This is a genomic window from Calyptranema fuscum S582 (genome assembly GCF_055793305.1).
Genome location: NZ_JBSLYH010000005.1, coordinates 142,660 through 164,997 on the forward strand (window position 1 = coordinate 142,660; position 22,338 = coordinate 164,997).

17 protein-coding genes are annotated in these 22,338 nt (G+C 47.5%); 11 read left to right on the forward strand and 6 right to left on the reverse strand.

Annotated elements, in window-relative coordinates:
* Window positions 1-515 precede the first annotated feature (515 nt).
* The 7 genes from ACR6Z4_RS05590 to ACR6Z4_RS05620 all read left to right on the forward strand — a co-directional run bounded on the left by ACR6Z4_RS05590 (window position 516) and on the right by ACR6Z4_RS05620 (window position 9,895).
* Window positions 516-974, forward strand: coding sequence for a cupin domain-containing protein (locus tag ACR6Z4_RS05590; protein ID WP_479716246.1), 459 nt, complete (start codon window positions 516-518; stop codon window positions 972-974).
* A gap of 265 nt (window positions 975-1,239) precedes the next feature.
* A complete protein-coding gene (gene psb35, locus ACR6Z4_RS05595; protein ID WP_479716286.1) occupies window positions 1,240-1,455 on the forward strand; it encodes a photosystem II assembly protein Psb35 in 216 nt (71 codons plus the stop codon).
* Window positions 1,456-1,817: 362 nt separating this feature from the next.
* Window positions 1,818-2,432 carry a hypothetical protein gene (locus ACR6Z4_RS05600; RefSeq protein ID WP_479716247.1) on the forward strand — a complete coding sequence of 205 codons (615 nt, stop codon included), beginning with the start codon at window positions 1,818-1,820 and terminating at the stop codon, window positions 2,430-2,432.
* A gap of 712 nt (window positions 2,433-3,144) precedes the next feature.
* A complete protein-coding gene (locus ACR6Z4_RS05605) occupies window positions 3,145-4,089 on the forward strand; it encodes an SMP-30/gluconolactonase/LRE family protein (protein ID WP_479716287.1) in 945 nt (314 codons plus the stop codon).
* 105 nt (window positions 4,090-4,194) lie between these two features.
* Window positions 4,195-5,079 carry an ABC transporter permease gene (locus tag ACR6Z4_RS05610; RefSeq protein WP_479716248.1) on the forward strand — a complete coding sequence of 295 codons (885 nt, stop codon included), beginning with the start codon at window positions 4,195-4,197 and terminating at the stop codon, window positions 5,077-5,079.
* Window positions 5,080-5,787: 708 nt separating this feature from the next.
* A complete protein-coding gene (locus ACR6Z4_RS05615; RefSeq protein WP_479716249.1) occupies window positions 5,788-8,808 on the forward strand; it encodes a glycosyl hydrolase family 28-related protein in 3,021 nt (1,006 codons plus the stop codon).
* A 286-nt stretch (window positions 8,809-9,094) separates the two neighbouring features.
* Complete coding sequence (locus ACR6Z4_RS05620) at window positions 9,095-9,895, forward strand: E3 ubiquitin ligase family protein (RefSeq protein ID WP_479716250.1); 801 nt, start codon at window positions 9,095-9,097, stop codon at window positions 9,893-9,895.
* On the opposite strand, the gene ACR6Z4_RS05625 is transcribed toward ACR6Z4_RS05620, so the two are convergent.
* Together ACR6Z4_RS05625 and ACR6Z4_RS05630 are read right to left on the reverse strand one after the other, a co-directional pair.
* Window positions 9,882-13,574 (reverse strand): MHYT domain-containing protein, encoded by a 3,693-nt coding sequence (locus ACR6Z4_RS05625; RefSeq protein ID WP_479716251.1) that lies wholly within the window; start codon window positions 13,572-13,574, stop codon window positions 9,882-9,884. The genes ACR6Z4_RS05620 and ACR6Z4_RS05625 overlap by 14 nt on opposite strands.
* Window positions 13,575-13,960: 386 nt before the next feature.
* Window positions 13,961-14,632: a response regulator gene (locus tag ACR6Z4_RS05630; RefSeq protein WP_479716252.1), complete on the reverse strand. Its 672-nt coding sequence runs from the start codon at window positions 14,630-14,632 to the stop codon at window positions 13,961-13,963.
* Window positions 14,633-14,985: 353 nt separating this feature from the next.
* Here ACR6Z4_RS05630 and ACR6Z4_RS05635 point away from each other — a divergent pair, with 353 nt between their 5' ends.
* Window positions 14,986-15,375 (forward strand): hypothetical protein, encoded by a 390-nt coding sequence (locus ACR6Z4_RS05635; RefSeq protein ID WP_479716253.1) that lies wholly within the window; start codon window positions 14,986-14,988, stop codon window positions 15,373-15,375.
* 156 nt (window positions 15,376-15,531) lie between these two features.
* Here the strand turns inward: ACR6Z4_RS05635 and ACR6Z4_RS05640 are convergent, their stop codons facing one another.
* On the reverse strand, window positions 15,532-15,903 hold the full coding sequence (locus ACR6Z4_RS05640; RefSeq protein ID WP_479716254.1) for a hypothetical protein: 372 nt from the start codon (window positions 15,901-15,903) through the stop codon (window positions 15,532-15,534).
* A 168-nt stretch (window positions 15,904-16,071) separates the two neighbouring features.
* A complete protein-coding gene (locus ACR6Z4_RS05645; protein WP_479716255.1) occupies window positions 16,072-16,962 on the reverse strand; it encodes an ABC transporter permease in 891 nt (296 codons plus the stop codon).
* Between the two features lie 59 nt (window positions 16,963-17,021).
* Between ACR6Z4_RS05645 and ggt the strand changes: the two genes are divergently transcribed.
* Entirely contained in the window at window positions 17,022-18,590 is a 1,569-nt protein-coding gene (ggt, locus tag ACR6Z4_RS05650) for a gamma-glutamyltransferase (protein WP_479716256.1), read from the forward strand.
* A 187-nt stretch (window positions 18,591-18,777) separates the two neighbouring features.
* Here the strand turns inward: ggt and ACR6Z4_RS05655 are convergent, their stop codons facing one another.
* Window positions 18,778-19,476, reverse strand: a complete 699-nt coding sequence (locus ACR6Z4_RS05655; protein WP_479716257.1) for a carbonic anhydrase — start codon at window positions 19,474-19,476, stop codon at window positions 18,778-18,780.
* A gap of 345 nt (window positions 19,477-19,821) precedes the next feature.
* On the opposite strand from ACR6Z4_RS05655, the gene ACR6Z4_RS05660 reads away from it, so the two are divergent.
* Window positions 19,822-19,995, forward strand: a complete 174-nt coding sequence (locus ACR6Z4_RS05660) for a PCP reductase family protein (RefSeq protein ID WP_479716258.1) — start codon at window positions 19,822-19,824, stop codon at window positions 19,993-19,995.
* Window positions 19,996-20,151: 156 nt separating this feature from the next.
* On the forward strand, window positions 20,152-20,388 hold the full coding sequence (locus tag ACR6Z4_RS05665; protein WP_479716259.1) for a hypothetical protein: 237 nt from the start codon (window positions 20,152-20,154) through the stop codon (window positions 20,386-20,388).
* 156 nt (window positions 20,389-20,544) lie between these two features.
* Here ACR6Z4_RS05665 and ACR6Z4_RS05670 read toward each other — a convergent pair whose 3' ends face one another.
* Window positions 20,545-21,996 carry a hypothetical protein gene (locus ACR6Z4_RS05670; protein ID WP_479716260.1) on the reverse strand — a complete coding sequence of 484 codons (1,452 nt, stop codon included), beginning with the start codon at window positions 21,994-21,996 and terminating at the stop codon, window positions 20,545-20,547.
* Between the last annotated feature and the right edge of the window lie 342 nt (window positions 21,997-22,338).

Sequence of the window (22,338 nt, forward strand, 5' to 3'; positions counted from 1 at the left end):
CCTGGTTGGTTGCCCTTCGACTTCGCTCAGGGCACGGGCTGGTTAAATGCAGTCAAAAATAGTCCACCTTCTTCAACTGCATTTAGAGCACACGCTGGTTGAGCGGAGTCGAAACCAGCGAGGAATTTGTTTGATCAACACTTCTCGTTAGCATGCCCCGATTCCGGCAATATTCGCTTTTGTCAGGAATAATCCTCGCAGAACGCTTTTACACCCAAATGTACGATTGTGACCAAGACAGCGACAACCAGCGATCGCAAGATTTCCCCGGTAAACCCCATCGCTCTAATCTTCTTCAGAAAAGATACGAGTCATATAGATCCTCTAGCAAAACATCTACAGGCATGATTTTTTGTGGTGCGGGCTTTACCCGCACCACAAAAAATCATGCCCCAAATATCTCTACCATCTTCCCTACTCCTTCTCGATTGTTGCGTACCGTAGGAACTATCAGGAGTCCAGGGCATTGTATTTAATCTCTTGAACCCATACGTTACCTGCATTGGAGAAATTTTATGTTCAGTTTATCTCAACAAAAACCCAAAGTTTTGTTACCCGGTGAAGGTGAATCATTTCAGGTGTTAGGTCATACCTTTACAGCAAAAGCAACGGCAGACGATACAGACGGGGCTTGGGCGATGTATGAAGTTAGCGATGAGGAAGGGGGTGGCGCACCCTTTCATAGTCATCCTTGGGATGAAAGCTTTTATATACTTGAAGGTGAAGTAGCACTACAAATAGGAATTCAAACTGTAACGGCGACACCGGGAACTATCAGCCACATACCCAAAAATACGGCTCATGGATTTAAGATTTTATCGCCCGTGGCGCGGTTTTTAATCATCGTTTCTCCCGCTTCAGCAAGTGCGTTTTATCAAGAAATGGGGCGTAAAGTTAGCACCGTTCCTCCTAATATGGAAGTTCTGCAACACGTAGCGGACAAGCATGATGTTCGCCTACTGGTTCAGCGTTAAAGACCCTCATAAAAATAGCTTGAATAACGTTTTTGGAGAGTGCAGCTCCGCCGCACTCTCCAAAAAACGTGTCAGCATCCTGTTCAGGGTTGACTCTACCGCAGCTTCAGCCCGATCAGCCCGACAAAGGTAAAAGCGGGTCAGCCTTGAGATAATCGCGATCTCTCTAAAAAGAGGGAGGAGTTGCCATGAACTTAGTTGGTAAATTTCAGGTAATTCTGCATTCATGTGCAACCACCATTCGTGAGGTTCTTAGTCTATGAATATGAATTTGTTAATGGCAGAAGTAGCGTCTGAGATGGCTTCTAACGCGCCCCACTTTCCTGTGGCGGCAGTACTTGTGTTAGTGGCTGGCTTTATTGCTGCTGTCTCGATCGGCTCGATCGCCTGGTATAACTCCAAGCGTCCGATGGGTTGGGAAGATAAAGAACGCCCCAACATGGTGCCCAAAGTGGATAAGGAAGAAATCCCTACCATCTAGTAAGCAATCTGCCACTCTGGTCTTGGCTCGTAGCGTAGGGTGCAGGCGCTAGATGAAAAATTCACTGCCGCACCCTCTGCCAAAATCGGGTGGATGAAGCATTGTCCTGATTTTGAATCAAGCTGAGTCGGATGAATAGAGAAGCAAAAGATGTACCTCTACAGGTCTTTCTAGTACACCAACTTAAAAGTTGTAAAGGGGGTGGAGGGGGTAAAACCCCTTCTTGGGGGCGCAGCCCCCAGACCCCCATGTTGCAAAATTTCGTGTTTGCAACACTAGTTTTACTTCCTCTATCCCGATCAGGCTGCCAAAAAATGGGGACTGCATTGAAGCAAGGTTTTAAATTTTAGAGAGGTTCGGTTATGACTCGATTGAATACGCTGATCAAATCTATGCAACTCAACAAAATAGTAGCTGTTTTTGTTGCAGGTTGCTTGCTCTGGCTGACGGCTGCTTGCGGTCGCCCAGACACGACGCAACTCTCTGAAGGGGGTACTTATAACGAACGGAAGGGAGAATTTACAGAATTATATGACCCCATCCAAAAGAAAGTTGGCGGAATGAACCAGTACGAGGATACCGATCCACGGAATGATACAAGCGGTGCAGAGCGAAAAGCACAGCGCTTAGTTGATCGGGCTCGCTCCAACACACGCCAGGTAAACGATCCGGATGACTTTGCTCGTAGCTATCAGCAAGGCACACCGCTGAACGAACGGGCTAAGAACCTGGCGAAAGACGTGGGTCAATCGGTTCAAGAAGTAACGGAAGATGTATCTGAAGGAACGCAACGGGGTCTGCGTAACCTGAAAAACAACGCTAGCAATGCTAAGGATGAAGTAGGTCGGGCTGGCGATCGCACACTTGACCAGGTTTCAGACGGAACCCAAAAAGGAATTCGTAACCTGCGCGACAATGCTCAAAATACTGCTGATCGGCTGACCAATGCAGCCGATCGCGCCGTCAACCCTAGCTAAGCAGTTTTTAGCTAAAACTATCCACAGGGTGGATGTTTGAATCGTTTGACGACCAGTAGACTTAATTGGAAATAAAGTTTTGGGGTAGAAATGTTGTGGGGGCGCTTGCGCCATACCTGCAACATTTTTTTTTGCGTCTTTGGAATGCAGCAGTCTGATCCATCGCAATCCCACATGGGATGTGAGAGGCGCACCCCGAAAGGGTGCGCCTCTCACATCCTGTCTATTTGATAACTCGCCGCTCTGGGCAATACTTTTCGGTTAGTCTTATCACCCGCCCTGAATTGAAATTCCGGGCTAATAGCTCAAGTCCCATAAAGGGACTGAAAGACTCGTTAGTTCTGGGTTGTAGTCCGTTTCAACGGACTTTTGCTATGAGCGAGGGAATTAATTCCCTTGGGGGCAGAAGCTTAACCGAGAGGTATTGCCGCTCTGGGTATCTATCACCCAAAATTAGGGTCTGGTTTAAGGGTTGTTTTTTCGGGCGTTTCGCGCCCGAAAAAACAACCCCCTTCGCGAGTTTTAAAACTCGCCCTAGAGAAATGCTTGAGACGATCGGAAATTTAAGCACGGTGCCGCTTCAATAGGGGATGATTGAATCTTGAAGGATTCGGTCAGCGCTCGGTTAGACATGACAACCCTGTAAACCTATCCAAGGATGTAATCAATGAGAAGTCTTAATTCCTTATGTCTGCGGGTTTCAGTAAGCGTGATGGGTGCGATCGCCCTGGCTGCACCCCTTGCCGTTGCCCAAGATCTGCCGCCCATCTTTGCCGATGATCCGGTTGAATTAGTACCCGATCAAGCGATCGCAACGTTTCCAGTAAACACTTTTCTAGAAAATCTGATTGTCAGTTCTGACGGCACTTTATTGATCACCAATCATGAAATTGGTCAGATTATTCAAATTACACCGGATGGTCAGTCATCGGTGTATGCAACGATTGATGGCAAAGTATCAGGCTTAGCCTTTGCCCCGGATGGTGGAGTGTTGGTGGCAGGATGGACGAGTACGAATGTCCCTGTTATTTCGCATGTTGCGCCCGATGGTACGGTAGAAACCCTGGCAACTTTACCGGAGGCTATCTTTTTGAATGGCATCATCCATTTAGCCGATAGCCGCTATTTGATTGCTGATTCTTATCGCGGTGCCATCTGGGAATTTGATGCCGATCAGCGCACGGCACAGATTTGGTTAGAACATCCTCTCTTAGCCCGTCGAAGTGCCGATAGCCCAATTCCTGCGGTCAATGGCTTGAAACTGTTTGGCAATGATTTGTATATTTCTAATACCGATCAAATGCTGCTATTGAAAGTTTCGATTGATTCACAGGGTGCAGCTGGAGAACCAGAAATAGTAGCTACCCAGGTGAATATTGATGACTTTGCCTTTGATGTCGAGGGCAATCTCTATGGTGCAACCCATATCTACAACAGTGTCGTAAAAATTACCCCAACGGGCGAAATTACCACCATTGCCCAGGCTGATCAAGGTGTTATCGGCAGTACAGCGATCGCCTTTGGTCAAACTGAGCGCGATCGCACCGCGATTTATGTGGTTACGAATGGTGGTATGTTTTTGCCACCACCAACCGGCGTGGTTCCGGCTGGAGTGGTGCGATTAGAGGTAGGCGTCGCTGGGGTATCGGTTCCCTAAACGCAGTATAAGATGGGGAGTACTAAAACGTTTTTTAGGGTGGTCTATGGCGTGGGCTTCGCCCGCACCATAGACCACCCTAAAAATCAGGTAGCCCTATAGAAAATGATGATGAATCCTGTTGCTGAGCCAAATGCTAAACGCCAGACCCCACCCCGCATCGGGCTATATGCTTCCCTCTTCCCCCCGCTGGTGTGGATGTCGGTGTTGTACTTCATCCCGTTGGCATTGCTGATTTCTTATAGCATTTGGCGATTGGAAGGATTCGACATTGTCAAAGAGTTTAGCCTGGTCAATTTCAAAACGATTCTGACCAATACTGCCTATCGCACAATTATTGTTAGAACCGTAACGACAGCTTTAGCCGTAACGGTTATTGATATAGCGATCGCCCTTCCCCTCGGCTTTTTCATCGCCAAATATGGAGGACGTTATCGCACATTGCTGACAATTTTAGTAATTCTGCCCTTATGGTCGAGCTACTTGGTGCGGGTGTTTGCCTGGAAAATCATCTTAGGCTACAACGGCGTGCTTAATACGGCTCTACTGTCCCTGGGCATTTTGAAAACACCCAGCCAGATCTTCCTTTACAATCAGTTTTCTACCATCCTTACCTTTGTGCATGTCTGGTTGCCCTTCATGATCTTGCCCATCATCACCGCCTTTGAAAAATTACCCGATACCTTATTAGAAGCCTCTGCCGACCTCAACGCACCCCCGGCAACGACCTTTCGCCGCATCATCTTGCCTTTAGTAACTCCGGGTATTTTGGCAGGTTCTATCAATGTTTTTTCACTCACCATGGGCGATTTTATTACCCCCAGTTTGGTGGGTAGTCCCAGTGGCATCATGCTGGGCAATGTGATTTCATCGCAGTTTGGGGTTTCGTATAACTGGCCTCTTGGGGCTGCCTTTGCGCTAGTCGTCATGATCATTGTTTTTTCGGGATTGGCGATCGCTGTCAAACAGGGCGCACTCGATAATCTGTAAAGGGATAGCCCTAAAACAGCAATGATTTTCTGTGGCGCGGGCGACGCCCGCGCCACAGAAAATCATGACCTGGTTTTGGATCTGAATGGGGCTGTGAACCCGCAGGTTTCACAGCCCCATTCAGATTTAAAGATAGCGATGTATCTCTAAAAGTTACCCGCAATTGTTGCTTGAGCAGGTGTAGTCATTAACGTTGAAAACACTTGTGAGTGTCCTGCCAGAGGTCACACTCTTTCCCCTGGGCATGGCTAGTTTGGGGTCCACTGTTTGCTGGTGAAATCGCAGGTTTCATCGGCAAAAAAAGCTGCCGTTCAGCAATAGCATGGCTGAACGTTGCAAGTGTAAGCATAATGCATCACCGATTGCATACCTGGCGTAAAACTTGACGGTTAGGGTGATAACTCATAAGACGGTCTATCAATCGCCCAAGGGTTTAGATCTCGTTGTCTGAGTTGGGATGGCGATCGCCATCCTCTTAAACAGGGTACTGCTGAAAGAATCAATGCTTTTGGCAGTGCAATATTGCTGTGCCTATTTCAGTTGTGCCTATTTCAATGGCGGTTTAATTGCCCCCAATTCCACCGAGCGCTGCGATTAGAACCAGGATGGTTAGCCAGCTTGGGATATCTACCACGCTCATCGAACTTCATTGACCGAATTAGACTTCATGTTCCCCCGCATAATCTATGACGTTTGGAGAATTGATTCATGACAGGTTCAGGACTGACGGGTCGTTATTACAGCGGACGTAATTTTAACAATTTAGTGCTGACTCGCACCGATAGCACTATCGATTTCAATTGGGATTTAGGGTCTCCCGATGCCCTGATTGCTGCCAATAACTTTTCAGTGGTATGGAGTGGTAAAATTCACAGTCTCTATTCAGAACCCTACACCTTTTACACCGATTCCGATGAAGGGGTAAGGCTTTGGGTCAATGGTGAATTACTGATTGATAATTGGCGATCGCACCGAACTACTGAAGATAGCGGCACAATCACCCTAGCTGCCAATCAGTTTTACGAGATTCGCCTGGAATATTACGATCTGAGAGATACGGCAAACCTGCAACTGTCCTGGTCAAGCACCAGCCAGACCAAGGAGATCATCCCCCAGAGTCAACTCTATGCCACCACCGATCCATTGCCGGGTGCAGGCACCTTACAACTGAGTGCAACAGACTATCGTGTCACCGAAGATGGCTTAGTGGCAAGCATCACCGTTGAGCGCACCGATGGCAGTGATGGAGCCGTGAGTGCGTTGCTCAATCTGGTTGATGGCACAGCAACGGCATCAGAAGACTACGACAATACAGCAATAGTGGTTAACTTTGCCGCCGGAGAAACCCAGCAAACAATTGATATTCCTATCTCCGATGATAGTCTTGCTGAAACTGATGAAACCCTGACCCTGACGTTGGAATCCCCCACGGGTGGAGCCAGTATTGGGGCTCAGAATACCGCGACTGTGACAATCATTGATAATGACAGTACCGTGCCACCAGCGACCGGACGAGTCTTTCCGGAGGATTTGGGATTTGTCAATGTCAAAGACTATGGTGCTGTAGGCGATGGCATTACCGACGATACTGCCGCTATCTTACAAGCCATGGCAGAAAACAAAGCACTTTACTTTCCCGATGGCACCTACTTGATCAAACGTGCTTTGAATTGGGGCGAACAAGCCAGACGCGGGTTAGTGTTACAGGGGCAAAGCCAGACCGGAACGATCCTGAAGTTAGCCGATTATGCTCCTGACTTTCAAGATCCAACCCAACCGTTACCCTTTATCAGTTTCTTTGAAGGAATCAGTACAGGAATTGCATTTGGCAACTCTGTATCGGATCTAACCCTTGATGTCGGAACCGGGAATCCGGGTGCCGTTGGGCTATCGTTTATCAACAATAATCAGGGCGGCATTGAAAATGTCACGATTCGGTCTAGTGACCCCAACTATAGGGGGCATACCGGACTGGCACTCACCCAACCCTGGCCGGGACCTGGGTTGGTGAAAAATGTCACGATTAGTGGCTTTGACTTTGGTATGCAGGTGCGTCACGCCGAATATGGCATGGTTTTTGAAAACCTGGCGTTAGACCATCAACGGATAGTGGGCATTCGGAATGTCGGCAATATCCTGAGTATTCACGGCTTAACCAGTCAAAACACCGTACCTGTGATTGAGTCTAGAAATGCGGGGAGTGGCATCATTACGTTAGTAGATGCTAATTTGACGGGTGGTAATGGCAATACTTCAGCCATCCAGATGTTTGCAGGAACGTTGTACGCCCGCAATATCAGTACGTCGGGCTATCGATCTGCAATTAGTAATAATGGGGTGGCAGTTCCGGGCACCTTCATTCACGAATATGTTTCCAATGTCTCGCAAGGGGGGCAAATTTTTAGTCTATTTCCTACGGCTCAAACCTCGCTCAATTTACCCATTGAAGACACCCCCACTATTCAATATGACGACTTGAGCCAGTGGATGAGTGTTACTGAATTTGGGGCAATTCCCAACGATGGTCTGGATGATACCCAGGCAATTCAGCAAGCCCTCGATTCTGGATATTCAACCATCTATCTTCCGACTGGCGCTTACACCGTCAGTAGTACCTTGACAGTGGGTGATTCGGTAAAAATGATTACGGGTGCTGGATATGGCTCTGAAATTACCGTTGCCAATCCGTTGCGAAATCAAGATTTGCCCGTATTTCGCTTTGTTGGAGATACTCAAGAGGTCACGGTTTTAGAACATCTTCGCGGTACTTTAGGGCTGGGGGGAGACTTTCATTGGATTGAGCATGCGTCTTCAAAAACGTTGGTGGTACGCCACTTTACGGCGGCGGCGGCAGACGCATACCGCAATACTGGAACGGGTCGGTTGTTTTTGGAAGATGTGGTCGGGTCGGGTTGGGTGTTTGACCATCAGCAAGTCTGGGCACGCCAACTGAATGCTGAAGGAACGACGACAAAAATCATCAACAATGGTGGCACACTCTGGATTTTGGGGCTAAAGACCGAACAATCGGGAACAATCGTTGAAACCACCAACGGTGGGCAAACAGAAATTCTAGGCGGCTTGATTTATCCGGCTGGAGGGGCAAATGATATTCCCAGTGATCAACCTGCGTTTATTAACAATGAGTCTTCTCTTTCCATCGTGGGTGTGGGTGAATCACGATATGTTGATGGCACCTATAACATTTTGGTTGAAGATACCCAAAATGGCGTGACTCAAACGTTGCTTCACGATGATAGTTTGTTGCGCGGAATCAGTGGTTTTCTGCTGCCGTTGTATACCAGTTCCCATGCGGATGGTGACACGCTCGTCGGGGATGCTGCCGCGAATGTGTTGCAGGGGGGTGCAGATAGTGACATGCTGACCGGCGGGGGCGGGGCAGATACGTTTGTCTATGCAGCTGCCAGTGAAGGATTGGATACGATTACTGATTTTGCTGACGATGATCTGTTGCAAATTTCTGCCAGCGGGTTTGGCGGCAATCTCATCGCGGGTGTGCCGCTGAGTGCCACGGCAATGCCGACGGGTACGTTTGTGAGTGGCATACAGCCTACGGCAATTGGTAGTAATCCACATTTCTTGTATGACACCGAGACGGGAATATTACGATTTGACCTGGATGGTTTTAGCGCAGGGGCGGCGGTGGCGATCGCCCAGTTCCAGGGTGCGCCAACCGTAACCGCTAGCCAATTTGCCATTGTTGCTTAGGGGTTAGTCTGGACACTTGCGGATTCGTGCCCTGGGGGCACGAATCCGCAATGTGGCTACAGTCCTGCGAATTGTGGATCTAAGAAAACCGGATGTTAATTGTTGGAAGCGCGGCGTCGCCGCGCTTCCAACAATTAACATCCGGTTTTGTTTAATTTGTGATCCGTAAGAAAAGAGACCGTCGTTTTGTAACTCTCTATTTCAATGTCTGACCAAGAACGGATCGATTCAGTCAAGATGTTTTTGGTGGCGATCGGTCGTTATCGTGGTTGGGAGACGCAGGTTCATGGCTATGGCTATTATCGGATTGGTTTTGATTGGGATCGGGATTGTCCTTTTCTTTGTGCAAAAAAGTCAGCGAAATAAAGCATTTAGCATTCGTACTGCCAGAGGGGCAAAAGTGGCTGAGTTAGCCCAGATGTCACAGGCGATCGCCCAAGAAATTGGCGGTGGCGATTGGAGAGACTATGTCAAAGTGACGGGCACCATTGAATGCGAACATCCCATCATTTCTCAGCTCAAACAAGAACCTTGCGTTTACTACAAAATGGAAGTCAAACGCGAGTACGAAGAAACTGTGACTCGTAAAGATGATGAGGGTAAAACCTATCAAGAAACTCAACGCGGATCAGAGGTGATTTCTAGTCATAAACAATCGACACCCTTCCAATTAAATGATCAGACCGGGTACGTTTCCGTCAATCCAGACGGGGCAGATATTGAAGTCATCAAAATTTTAGATGAGTTTCGTCAAGAGCAAAGCCGAGGGGGGTTGTTATCGTTTGGTCAGTTTTCGTTAGCGCTGGGCAATGAAACCTTTGGCGGACGCCGGACATTAGGCTATCACTACTCTGAATCGATCTTGCCCTTACGTCGTCGAGCCCTGGTCGTGGGAACGGTGAGCGATAGTGGGGGTGAACTCACCCTACAAAAACCGACGGATGGCAAGCAAAGGTTTATTATTACCTTGAAAACGGAAGAGGAACTTACTCAAGCGGCGGATCGAATCGCTCAAATTACGTTTTATAGCATGATTGCCTGTGGGGCGATCGGCGTTATTTTGCTCATCCTTGCTATGCTGTCTTAGATTGATATTGGGTTAATTTGGCAATTTGGTCGAACTGAAAATTGTCGGTCAGCGTTTTTAGAGTGGTAATCAACGGCAGGGCATCTGGAGGAATCTCTTCGATGAGCTGAAAAATCGATAGATCATTGCATTGCAACGCCGCTTCATGCAATTGTTTAATCCATTTTTCCGGCATATCATGCACTAATAGGTTCGAGTTGGGCGATCCCCAGGCAGATTGGGGATGCGGTTGTTTTTCTAAGGGAATCTCGTCGGCATACAAATATTGCACCCCCAAATATTGGTTGAGCTTTTCCAATATTTCTTCGCGCTGAAATGGTTTTCGGACAAAATCATCACACCCAGCCGAGAGGCTATCCTGTCGTTGTTCTTCAAAGGCACTGGCGGTGAGCGCAATGATAATAGTGTCTTGACCTCCCGGTAATTCTTTAATGTGCCGAGTTGCTTCATAGCCATTGAGGTTGGGCATGCGCATATCCATCCAAATCAGGTGGGGCTGCCAGCTTTTCCAAAGGGCGATCGCCTGCTGACCATCTTCTGCTTCTTTGATTTCAAACCCGAGCGAGCCTAACAGCCGTACTAACAATAAGCGATTCACAGGATTATCTTCGGCAATCAAAATCCGGTAGGGGGGCTGATTGGGTACGATGCCAATCACCTTTCGACCCAGAGTTTGACTGGGTTTGATGCCTGTTTGCTCGACTAAAATGACCGGAATCGTGAAGTGAAACACACTACCGACATTGGCTTGGCTGTAGGCTGTGATCTCGCCACCCATCAACCGGACAAAATGCTGGCTAATGGGTAAGCCCAACCCGGTTCCCTCTTCGGATTTTAAGCCCGTTTTTGTTTGTTCAAATGGCTCAAACAATCTGCCGATTTCTTCGGGTGCAATGCCGGGGCCCGTATCAACAACCTCGAAGTAGAGCATCAAGGGTTGAGGCGTTGAGGGATCAATGAATCCGTTTTGCAAGTCTTGATTGGCTGAGGCTGAAGCGATCGCCTTGACCGATAATTTGACATAGCCCTGCTGGGTAAACTTGATGGCATTGCCAACGAGATTGATCAGGACTTGCCGGAGTTTATTTTCGTCCGTTTTGATGTATTGAGGGATATCAGGTGCTTGTTCAACCATGAGCTCCAAGCCTTTGACTTGGGCTTTGAGATACAGCATTTCTTCAATGCTAAAAATGAGGCGATGTAAGTCAAAACGATTCTCGTTAAACAACGTCCGCCCTGCTTCAATCTTGGACATTTCTAAAACATCATTAATCAACTTCAGCAAATGTTCTCCGCTACGGCTAATGATGTTGAGATATTCTTGATGCTCTAGCAACATCGTCGCGTCTTGATGCATGAGTTGGGCAAACCCCAGAATGGCATTGAGAGGGGTTCGCAGTTCATGGCTCATATTGGTAAGAAAGTTGCTTTTAGCGTAGCTGGCTGCATCTGCGGCTTCTTTGGCTTGCTTCAGTTCTTCGGCTTGCTGCTGGGTTTTGACAAGCAGTTCTGCTTGTTGAATTGCGACACCCAGTTGAGTACCAATCTGGACAATCATTTTGATTTCGGTGGTCTTCCAGGTGCGAGGTGCTGAGTTTTGGTAAGTTGCCAGCAAGCCCCACAAGTGGTTGCCGCAGAAAATCGGTACGATGATGTAAGAGCGTGCTTGAATATGTTCTAACAAGTCCAGGTAGCACGGATCAAAATTAGCTTGATAGACATCTGGAATGCAGGTGTAGGCTTTTCCAGTTTGGTAGATGCCACCCTGATTTTCTTGCAGGTAGGTATCTTGAATAAAATTGATGTCGCTGGTCAGTGTTTTAATAATGCAACCCGGTTGATCGACGGTACTTTGAGTCAGGCTCGATTGCTGAGGTTGTGCGTTGACCAGTTGTTTCCAACCTTCGGCAACGGATTCAGAAACGAGTTCTCCACTCCAGTCTGGGTTAAACCGATAGACGAGAACGCGATCGCTTTTTGTGGCGTGTCTGAGTTCCTCGGTGGTCGCCCGAAAGATCGTTGCTAAATCCAATGTTTGGCGCATTCGCTGAATCACTTGTGCGATGGTGCGATCGCATTCGGCACCTTCTCGGAGAAGTTCTTCAGACTGTTTTCGTTTCGTAATATCGGTGACAACGCCATCCCAAATAATGCTGCCATCCGCCTGCAACTCAGGACGAGATACCCCTTGCAACCACTTCAACTGCTGATTGACATAGACTCGCCAGATACAATGCCAGGGCTGAAGCTGGCTGGCAGACAGAGCAATGGATTCATTCAACAATGCCACATCATCTGCATGAGTCATCTTCCAGGGTGAAATTATATTGCCGGTCAGTGCGTCTGGGTCTACCCCAAAAATTTCTCGACACCCCGGACTGACGTATAAAAAGGCGCTAGACCGATCGGGATAGAGCACAAATTGGTAGATCATCCCCGGTACATTGTCGGCTAAGTTTTGGTACCGGGTATTGCTGCGTTGTAAGGCAGCTTCTGCATGCTTGCGATCGCTAATATCGCTAATCGTACAAATGACTTGTTTAATTTCCTGAGTTGGTGTCAAATCAAGGTCTACGTTAACCAGGAGCCACTGGCGAGATGGGGCTTCGGGATGCTCAACCCCAATGACAACATTTTGAACCGGGGTTTGTGTGGCGATCGCCTGTTGAACAGGTAATTGTTCCGGCAGGAACGGAGTATTATCGCTGTGTAAAAATAAACACCCATCACCAAATGTTTGAGTTAAATCTGGATCGGTCTTGAGGTGCAACAATTGAACTGCTGCTGGGTTGCAAATCAAGATTTCGGCATCGGTATTGAGCAGCATCACCCCGACCGGCATATCGCGGATCAAGCGGCGAAACTGAGTTTCGCTTTCGTGTAGCGTTTGTTCGCGAGCCGCCTGGATCGTTAGCTGCTGGTCAAATCCAGAGGCAAGTAGGGTCAAACTTAAAATGAATAAGGTCACTGTACCAATGACCACGGCTAACCAAAATTGACTCAGGTGCGAGGATGGTTCAACGATTAGATTAGCTTGGGGAATGAAATGAGTGGCTTCCATCCCGGTGTAATGCATACCGCTGATGGCAATTCCCATGACTAAAGCACTGGCACTTTTTTGCAGCCAATGTTCAACTCTGGTGCCGTCAGAATTTTGTAGCCGGTTCGCCAGATAAAGGGCGATAAATGAGGCGCTGAAGGCGATCGCCACAGACCCACTTACCCACCACCCGTCGTAGTGGATCTGTGCAGGCAATCGTAGAGCAGCCATGCCAATGTAATGCATCGAACTAATGGCAGTGCCCATACACAGGCTGCCGCCGATTAAGATGGGCAGGCGATTGTGGGAGCGACTGAGCAGCCATAGGGCAATTCCCGATGCACTGATGCCACACACCAAAGACAGCAGAGTCGTCAGTCCGTCGTAACGCACGGTCTGGGGCAACTGAAATGCCAGCATTGCCACAAAATGCATCGACCAGATACCACCGCCCATGACGACTGCACCACCCCAAAGCCACAGCAAACGCCGCTTTCCTATAACCGAGGGCAAACGCACAGCCAGATCTAATGCAGCATAGGAGGCGACCACTGCGATCGCAAATGAGAGAGCTACTAACCCTGGGGTGTAAGTTCCAATCATCTTAATCTCTACAGCTTTTTCAGCAACCTCCAGCAATATTTTGATCCGTTTTAATGCCCGTAGGGTCTACAAATCAACTATTCCCTTCCCGATAAACCCCAAGATCCTTTTGTGGCAGGAGGTGCAGAGTTTGGCACAAAAGGTTGAATGTCATAGACAGTGCACTATGAATAGTTTTAGGATGCCCACGGATAGGGATAAGAGTAATAAAAAATGATCCAGACTCCGCTAATTCACGGAGTCTACGACGGTTAAATCCTGGGTTCTACCTCAATTTGAATAGTTTGAATAGGGGTTTAAAGGTTGTTTGTCGGGCGCGAAGCGCCCGACAAACAACCCTCTTAGCGAGTTTCAAAACACGCCCTAACTCAATGTGTGTTGACCTGACGTAGGGGTGTAGCCATTGATAAACAATCTGCACTCTAAAATAAACCCGATCGCAAAGCTAGAACGGCTGCCTGTACCCGATCATCGACAGACAGTTTATTCAAAATTCCTCGCACGTAAGTCTTAATCGTACTCAAACTGAGATAGAGAATCGCTGCAATTTCAGGATTGCTTTTGCCTTCGACAATTAGCTTCAGCACCTGAAGTTCGCGTTCGGATAGTTGTTCAAGATTTGTCGGGGGTGAGTTGAGGTTCGACGGTTTCAGTTGCTCTAGCACTCGACGGGCAATTTGTGGGTCGAGATACGTTGCACCTTGCTCGACAGCTGCGATCGCCACTTTTAATTGCTCAACACTCGTCCCCTTGACACAGTAAGCATCGGCTCCACTTGACAGCGCCGCCATCATTTCGGTGTCTGCCGTATGTGACGTTAGCATCATGATGCGAATATCAGGTTCAACGGCTTTGATTTGCTGAGTTGCTGCAATACCGTCTAATTGTGGCAAGCCGATATCCATCAGTACTAAGTCAGGCTTGATGCTGAGCGCCAGTTGTACACCCGAGTAGCCATCACTTGCCTGACCTACCAGAGAAAATTCTGCACAGCTATCAAAAAACTGCTCTAAACCCAGTTGCATAACCGGATCATCTTCAACAATCAAAATTCGCAGTGGCGTTGAGTCAGAAGGGGCATTGCTCAAGGTCATTGGGGAAATCCTTGGATAACACGTATGTTGATCACCATTCTCCTACTGTTCGTCTGACGCGACCGCATTGGGGCAGGTGATGTGTTAAAAAGCGGCGCTACGTGTCACTTTTTAACACACCATCCGCTTACTTCTGAGTGCATAGCGGTGTAGCCATGCCAGTCTAGAGAGGGCAATCAGATAGAGGGTACAGATAATTGTAGCGATCGCACTTCCCCCAAATAACTCACCCACTTGGGGGATTGATAGTCAATGTCTAGTACAAGCTATGGTGAGAGAGCCGTAGTCTACCCAGGTGCGAAGCGTTATATTTACCATAAAAGACCTCTTTAAAGTTCAACACCAAGAGAGTCATGAGCACCGAAATCACGATTACCTTACCCGACGATGTTTATCAACATGCTGAACGCTTTGCTCGATTGGCAAATCGGGATATTTCGAGCGTTTTAGCCGATACGATTCAACTTTCTATCCCACTTGTCAGAGCAAACGCAATGGATCTGGAGCCTGTCTCTGATCTATCTGACGAACAAGTACTTGCCCTAACTGAACTCCAGATGGAACCCGCACAAGATGCTCGATTAAGTGCATTACTCGATCGCCAACAAGCAGGTCTTTTAGCTGAAACTGAGCGCCCAGAACTACAGACGCTGATGCAAATCTATCAAGAGGGTCTACTGCGAAAAGCTACCGCCTTAGCCGAAGCGGTTAAACGTCAATTAATTGAACCGTTGAGCCAGTGAGTCAACTTTCTAAAGACATTCGGGCACGAGTTCGGGTGCAAGCCAACAATCCAGTGGGGTTATTGCCGTAGCTTACAAAAGTATGTATTAGGAATTTTAGAAATTGAGCACATCATTGAATACCACTACCTGTTAAGGAATGATCCAAAGTTTTCGTTATCCATCTGTTATTTTTCCCTTGACCACCAGATACAGCGACCCGGGCAACCACACGCCCAAAATTACTGCCGATCGCAAAATTGAGCTAACCCAGGCAATACTAGAGCTATGAAACATGCCATAAAGGGAAAAGAGGCAGCCAGCGACGCCGAGTAAGCCAATAAAACGAATCGTGACGGGGTGAGATTTTGGGAAAAAACAAGCGATCGCCAAAATCGCGCAGAGTATCATGAAGCCGACGGTTCCCCAAAACAAAACCTGCTGTTGATCTGGGGGAATTTCGAGCAACCGATCTTGGGTCGAATTCCACAGCAATAGTGCTGCCCCAATGCAAGCGACTCCCAATACATTCCAAACTGTTCTGGACATTAGCCGTTGACCTCATCCGCTCTGAAATTATCGTAAGGGATGCTCGTTTAACTTAGGGATTGGGCAGATAATTTTTGAGAGCGGTGCTTTGCACCGCTCTCAAAAATTATCTGTCTGCTTTGAAACCCAAGCCGGTTGTCAATGCAACCGATGCTCAGACGCTCTTTTCTACTTCCAATTTTCCCGTCGCAATAACGGATTGACAAACTCATTCAACCCTTCGCCCACCAGCGATAGCGCTGTGACCAACGTCGTCAACGCCAACCCAGGAAACAAGGCTGTCCACCAGATGCCAGTCGGTAGTGCATCCAACGCTTGTCGCAAATCCAGCCCCCATTCGGGCGTTTGGTCAGGCAAACCCAACCCCAGAAACCCCAGACCTCCTAACGTCAGGGCAGCATCGGCAGCATTCAAGGTAAATAATACAGGAACACTCTGAATCACGTTTAAGAACAAATACCGCGACAGCACCCGCCAGGTTGAGGCACCCATTGCCTGAGCCGCTTCTACAAATAACTCGGTCTTAACGCTGACGGTATGGTTACGCACGACTCGATAATATTGAGGCACATAGGCAATACTCAAGGCGATCGCCGCATTCACCACGCCTCGACCGACCACAAATGCCAATGTAACGGATAACAAGAGTCCCGGTAAGGTGTAAATGGTGTCCATCAAAAACAACAACGCCCGATCGAGCCGTCCCCCCAGATAGCCGCTCAACAATCCCACCGGCACACCCACCAGCACACTCATCAACGTAGCTAAAACAACCACATGCAAAGCAGCCCGACTGCCAAACAGGGTACGAGAAAAGACGTCATAGCCCTGGCGACTGGTGCCAAACCAATGGTCTGCGGTAGGGGGCTGATGGATGGGGTTCGACAATGACTCCATGGGGTCTTGCAACCAACCCCATGACTGCATCACGGGTGCAAACAGCGCAATCAAAATAAAGGCAACTGTGATCACAAGACCTACCCGCATCATCCATACAGACAGGCTGGGACTTTGCGATAATCTGAGAGCACCGAGCAAGCGGAGTTTGGTTGAAGTCATTAGTCTTTAGCCAACAGAACAAAAAGAATCTCACTCAAGAAATATCACATTGCGTTGTTATGGGCACAAAAACTCGTGGAGCGATCGCCGCTGGTAATCCTAAAACGGCTGAAGCGGGCATTGAAATGTTTCGGTTGGGGGGCAATGTGTTTGATGCGGCGATCGCTGCCGTCTTGGCATCCTGTGTGGCTGAACCGTGTCTAACGTCGTTGGCAGGCGGCGGATTTTTGCTTGCCCACACCCACGACAATCACAACACATTATTTGATTTTTTTACGCAAACCCCCCGGTATCGAAAAAATTCCCAGGGGATCAACTTCTATCCGGTCGAAGTCAACTTTGGCACTGTGATTCAAGAGTTTCATGTGGGCTTAGGTTCAATTGCCGTCCCAGGTGCGATCGCCGGACTGTTTCATGTGCATCAAAAGCTGGGACGATTGCCCTTCAACGTTTTATTCGAACCGGCAATTCACTACGCTAAAACGGGTGTGGAAATTGATTCGTTTCAAGCCTATTGTTTCAAAATTCTTAGCCCCATCTGGCTGGCATCTCCAGAAATGGCAGAGGCGATCGCACCCCAAGGGACGCTATTGCAACCGGGCGATACGCTAACCATGCCAGCATTGGCTGACACCCTGGCATATTTTGCTGAACAGGGACCTCAACCGTTGTACACGGGCGAATTGGCGCAGCAATTGGTCAACGATTGTCAGGAGCAAGGAGGCTATTTAACCCTAGAAGATTTACAAAACTATCGCGTTATTGAACGCGAACCGCTGACCACCTGCTATCGCGGCAACACCTTTTTGACCAATCCGCCTCCCAGTTCGGGAGGTGCGTTAATTGCCTTTTCGTTAGCCTTGTTAGCCCATCTCGATTTGAACTCGATTGCCTTTGGCACCGATCAGCATTTGCAAGTGTTGGCGCAAGTGATGAACCTCACTAACCAGGCACGAAAAGATGGGTATGACACTCGCTTATATGACCCCGATGTCATTCCTCAATTTCTATCGACAACCCATCTTCAGCTCTATACCCAGCAACTATTGAGCGATCGCCATCCGGTCAACAAATGGGGCAGCACGACCCATATCAGTGCTATTGATGAGGACGGCAATGCTGCCAGTGTGACGACTTCAAATGGCGAGGGATCGTCCTACGTAATTCCGGGAACGGGCATCATGCTCAACAATATGTTGGGAGAAGCCGATCTGCATCCCAATGGTTTTCATCAGTGGCAGGAGGATGTGCGGATTTCTTCGATGATGGCTCCCACGATGGTCTTAAATGACCACAACCAGCCAGAAATTGTTTTGGGATCGGGAGGGTCTAACCGAATTCGCACAGCAATTTTACAGGTGATTTCCAATATCATCGACTTTCAGATGTCGGTGACGGATGCGGTCAACAGTCCGCGAGTCCATTGGGAAAATGGCACGTTTAATCTAGAACCGGGGCTGGAGGGTTTAACAGTCGATCGCTCTACCTTTCCCTTTGATGGGGATGTGGTGTTTTGGGAAACGCAGAATATGTTTTTTGGTGGCGTGCATACGGTGATGCAAGATGCAGCGGGACAAATTACAGCGGTGGGCGATCGCCGTCGATCTGGGGCGATCGCCCATAGTTAGCAGGGAGGGGTGCTGCATCTTTTAAAGAAATAATGAGTTTGGGTGGTGCGGGCGCAGCCCGCACCACCCAAAGTACTAAGGATCATAGATTTAATAAACCCGGACGATTTATCTTTGGAAGCGCGGCTCCGCCGCGCTTCCAAAGATAAATCGTCCGGGTTTTAATTTGTGATGCTAAGTCAAATAACTATGCCGCAGGGGCAACAGGAGCCGCGATCGGTGATGTGGTGATCAACGGATCAGGCACCGGATACGACCGTTTTTCTAACGGAATAAATTGCCGCGATCCGGCATCGTAAACAAATACCACGCCCGTCTCAATTTCATACATCCAGGCATGAAGATTGAGTTGCCCACCATGCAATTTAGAACGAATGGTCGGATACGTCTCTAAATTTTCAATTTGCGTTAATACATTCTGCTCGATCGCAATTTTCAACATCTGCTCAGGTTTTAGTCCGGCATAATTGTCAATCACCAGCCGACGGGTGGCTTCACCGTGACGTTTGAGCCAGTCATATACCGAGGGCATTTGCTCTGCCAGCGAGCCGACCTGCAACAACCCTTTCATTGCCCCACAGTGCGAATGCCCGCAGACGATAATATCTTTGATGCCTAACGCTTGCACAGCATATTCAATTCCGGCGGCTTCTGCCCCGCTGACTGCGCCAAACGAAGGAATAATATTGCCCACATTCCGCATGACAAACAGTTCACCGGGTTGGGCTTGGGTGATCAGACAGGGGTCAATCCGAGAATCCGAACACGTAATAAACAAAACATCTGGAGATTGTCCGGTGGAGAGGCGCTCAAACAACTCTCTATGATCGTTGAAATAATTGTTGTGAAAGGTGTTCAGCCCTTGAATTAGACCTGTAAGTGACATAGTTCCCTTCCGAGTTTTGGTAAAGCCATCTGGGCATCAGCCGCTTCGTTAATGGCAACGTCAATGGCAAACGTCTGACATTTGTCAGTCTTATCATTCCCTACTACAACGCTAATGTATCACTTTCCGTATTTTTGTAAAGTTAAGTAAAGCTTATCGAATTATTTCTATCGTAATCATAAACGTTTTAGAAGTAACGTCTACTCAGAGGATAAGCACTTCATCTACAATTAACGTGGCAATGAACGTGGCGATCGCTTTCAGACCCGATTTTGACTAAACAGACTCGTCTCTTGGTAAGATTGGTTTTCCAGAAATTTTCCGCGCGATGGAACCGATCCCCGCATGAGTAGCTCCGTAGAATGGACATCTGAAGCCGAAGCCCGCTTAAAAGAAATTCCCTTTTTTGTTCGGCCTGCTGCCCGCAAAAAAATCGAAAAATTTGCCCAAGAACTGGGGATCGCTCAAATTACCCCTGAGGTTTATGAACAAGCGAAACAAAAGTTTGGTTCTCAGTGAAGAATTATGCCAAACCCAAATTTTTCAGGGGATGTGACTGCGGCACAATCGTGGTAGAACTGGCTTAGGATCATAGATGGCACCCTTTCATTCATTAGGGTTCATTCACTTGGGTCACTAGAACAACGCATCATTTTGTTCTCAGGAGGGATTCCCATGAAAGTTGAACATCCCAATGCCCCAACACCTTCTCTAGAAGACATCCGAGCACTGGAACATCTAAAAGTCACCATCGAACAGGCGATCGCCGATGGCAGGATTTCACGTCACGAAATGGACAGGATTCAAGCGAGTATGGCAGCCGATGGCAAAGTTACCTTTGACGAACTGGAACTGTACCGCATCTTAGTCCAAACCAAAATTGATCAAGGTCAACTGGAATACGATTGGTAAACTTCAACCATTCGCAAGGGGAATGCCTGTGGAACTCTCCATAGCCCTGATAACCCTATGACGTTGAAATGTCATGATTTTTTGTGGCGCGAGCGTCGCCCGCGCCACAAAAAATCATGACATCAATATCACTATCCGTCAGGGCATAGGAACCGATTATTTCCATACGTCCTCGTGCGGCTCTTCTGTCGGACTCGTCTCGTCTTCCGGCAGAATTTCACCAGAACTCATCATGGACTGTTCCAGAAATTCAGAGTCAACATCAATCGTGTTGATCATTTTATGCTGTGAAAAAATACGATACGTGTCCAGTCCCTTGCCTGTTACCACAACAGCCTGGGCATTGGGAAATTGAGAATCTGGACAGGTACTTTGCATACTGACCAGACTAAATTCAATGTTTTCTGCATAGATTGACATCGTAATTCGAAAAATCTCAAAAAAGTTCACAACCCAATGACACTCTGCTTCCGGCATGTCTTTGTAATGCTCGATCAAATTAGCAATGCGTGCCTCTAAATGGGTACGAGCATTTCTGCAAATCAAAATGATCTTAAGCAGCACAACTACTAGCGTTAAAGGACTGCCCTGAGAGAGCAACGTCACAAATAGTGGAGAAGGATCTTGGTGATTTTCAGTGGTGAGATATTCAATCACACGGTTGCAGGTGCGCAACAGTAATGCATCATCAATTAACTTATCATGATGATTGACATACAGTGCATCTAACTTTTCAGATAATTGTTTTTTTAAAGTTTTAGAAAATCCTTGATCTCCGACTGAAAAAATCAAATATTTTTGTAAGCTTTTCTTGAAATCTTTATAAGTCAAATTTTGAGTTTGGCTAATAAAAATGTTTGCCAAATTCGCATAGCTAAACTGACCCCGTTTCACCACAATCGATTTGATCAGGCGAAGCACTTCATCTCCTAAAGCCGTTGGATTTTTAGGCAACTGTTCCCTAGACATAGCAGATTGGGAGCGTGCCGTATACATGGCTAAATCAAATTTGAATCTTTCTTTGAGTTGCCTGGATAGCGCTCGTGCTGCCTGCCGCTGTTCTAACGGATTGTTTAAATCGATGTACTGGGGCACTAGCAAATAAGAGGTATAGCGCTCCCGCCAATGGATGGGATCTCGATCCTCATATTTAGCAATAAAGAGTTTGAGTTCTTCAAAATCTTTACTATTGACAAAGGCTTGTAACCATTTTCGCAGGCGTTGCAGCGTAGGAGAAACGGTGCTCCGCTTTAAAATGGGGTCGTCGAATAGCTGAATTAGTTTTTGGATGGGTTCGTGGGTTCTAGCAATATCCCAGTTGTTGATCAAGATATAGCAAGAGCGTTTTAAGGTGTTGCGAAACTCTTGTTCTTGATTGGCAAAAACAATTTCATACAGAGAGGGCAGGGTGGTCGAACTAACGGTATTGTTGTGCTGAATAAACAGGCGCTTAAATTCTTCTAAAACATCGTCTGGAGACCAATCTCTAACAATTTCCAGTAAGTAGTTATAGATGATCTCTTGAGCTTTAGGAATGTTGCGCTGAAAATGGTGATTCCGCGACAAAGGATTAAATTGAGCGCCCCCTGATGGTCGATTTTCAGTCATTCCAGAACTCATGACAACCATAATTATCGAAAAATTAAAGATTATACACTACCATGACTCGAACTCAGCGATTGAAAAAACAAAAATGCCGAACCTAGCCTGATGAAAAGGACACTTAATTCGGAATTTGTAAAGTGAATTAAGTATCAATGCTTCAGTCAGTTGGGAAGGTTCAGTCAATGAATTGGTATGGCGTTTCTGGAGAAAGATTGGTGGATAAAAATCAGAGTGTCATCACTGCTGAGACGTGAATCTACCTGTTGCTGGAGATCCTCAACCGCGATCCGGCAAATTCCGGTAAATTTTTCATAAATAATTAAACAAACCCTGTATCCCCCACGC

Coding starts and splice junctions, on each gene's coding strand:
- ACR6Z4_RS05620 (WP_479716250.1), top strand. CDS start 9,095: ATGGCTATGGCTATTATCGGATTGGTTTTGATTGGGATCGGGATTGTC.
- ACR6Z4_RS05605 (WP_479716287.1), top strand. CDS start 3,145: ATGGGTGCGATCGCCCTGGCTGCACCCCTTGCCGTTGCCCAAGATCTG.
- ACR6Z4_RS05660 (WP_479716258.1), top strand. CDS start 19,822: ATGAGTAGCTCCGTAGAATGGACATCTGAAGCCGAAGCCCGCTTAAAA.
- ACR6Z4_RS05670 (WP_479716260.1), bottom strand. CDS start 21,996: ATGACTGAAAATCGACCATCAGGGGGCGCTCAATTTAATCCTTTGTCG.
- ACR6Z4_RS05655 (WP_479716257.1), bottom strand. CDS start 19,476: ATGTCACTTACAGGTCTAATTCAAGGGCTGAACACCTTTCACAACAAT.
- ACR6Z4_RS05665 (WP_479716259.1), top strand. CDS start 20,152: ATGAAAGTTGAACATCCCAATGCCCCAACACCTTCTCTAGAAGACATC.
- ACR6Z4_RS05615 (WP_479716249.1), top strand. CDS start 5,788: ATGACAGGTTCAGGACTGACGGGTCGTTATTACAGCGGACGTAATTTT.
- ACR6Z4_RS05645 (WP_479716255.1), bottom strand. CDS start 16,962: ATGACTTCAACCAAACTCCGCTTGCTCGGTGCTCTCAGATTATCGCAA.
- ACR6Z4_RS05630 (WP_479716252.1), bottom strand. CDS start 14,632: ATGACCTTGAGCAATGCCCCTTCTGACTCAACGCCACTGCGAATTTTG.
- ACR6Z4_RS05600 (WP_479716247.1), top strand. CDS start 1,818: ATGACTCGATTGAATACGCTGATCAAATCTATGCAACTCAACAAAATA.
- ggt (WP_479716256.1), top strand. CDS start 17,022: ATGGGCACAAAAACTCGTGGAGCGATCGCCGCTGGTAATCCTAAAACG.
- ACR6Z4_RS05635 (WP_479716253.1), top strand. CDS start 14,986: ATGAGCACCGAAATCACGATTACCTTACCCGACGATGTTTATCAACAT.
- ACR6Z4_RS05640 (WP_479716254.1), bottom strand. CDS start 15,903: ATGTCCAGAACAGTTTGGAATGTATTGGGAGTCGCTTGCATTGGGGCA.
- ACR6Z4_RS05590 (WP_479716246.1), top strand. CDS start 516: ATGTTCAGTTTATCTCAACAAAAACCCAAAGTTTTGTTACCCGGTGAA.
- ACR6Z4_RS05610 (WP_479716248.1), top strand. CDS start 4,195: ATGATGATGAATCCTGTTGCTGAGCCAAATGCTAAACGCCAGACCCCA.
- psb35 (WP_479716286.1), top strand. CDS start 1,240: ATGAATTTGTTAATGGCAGAAGTAGCGTCTGAGATGGCTTCTAACGCG.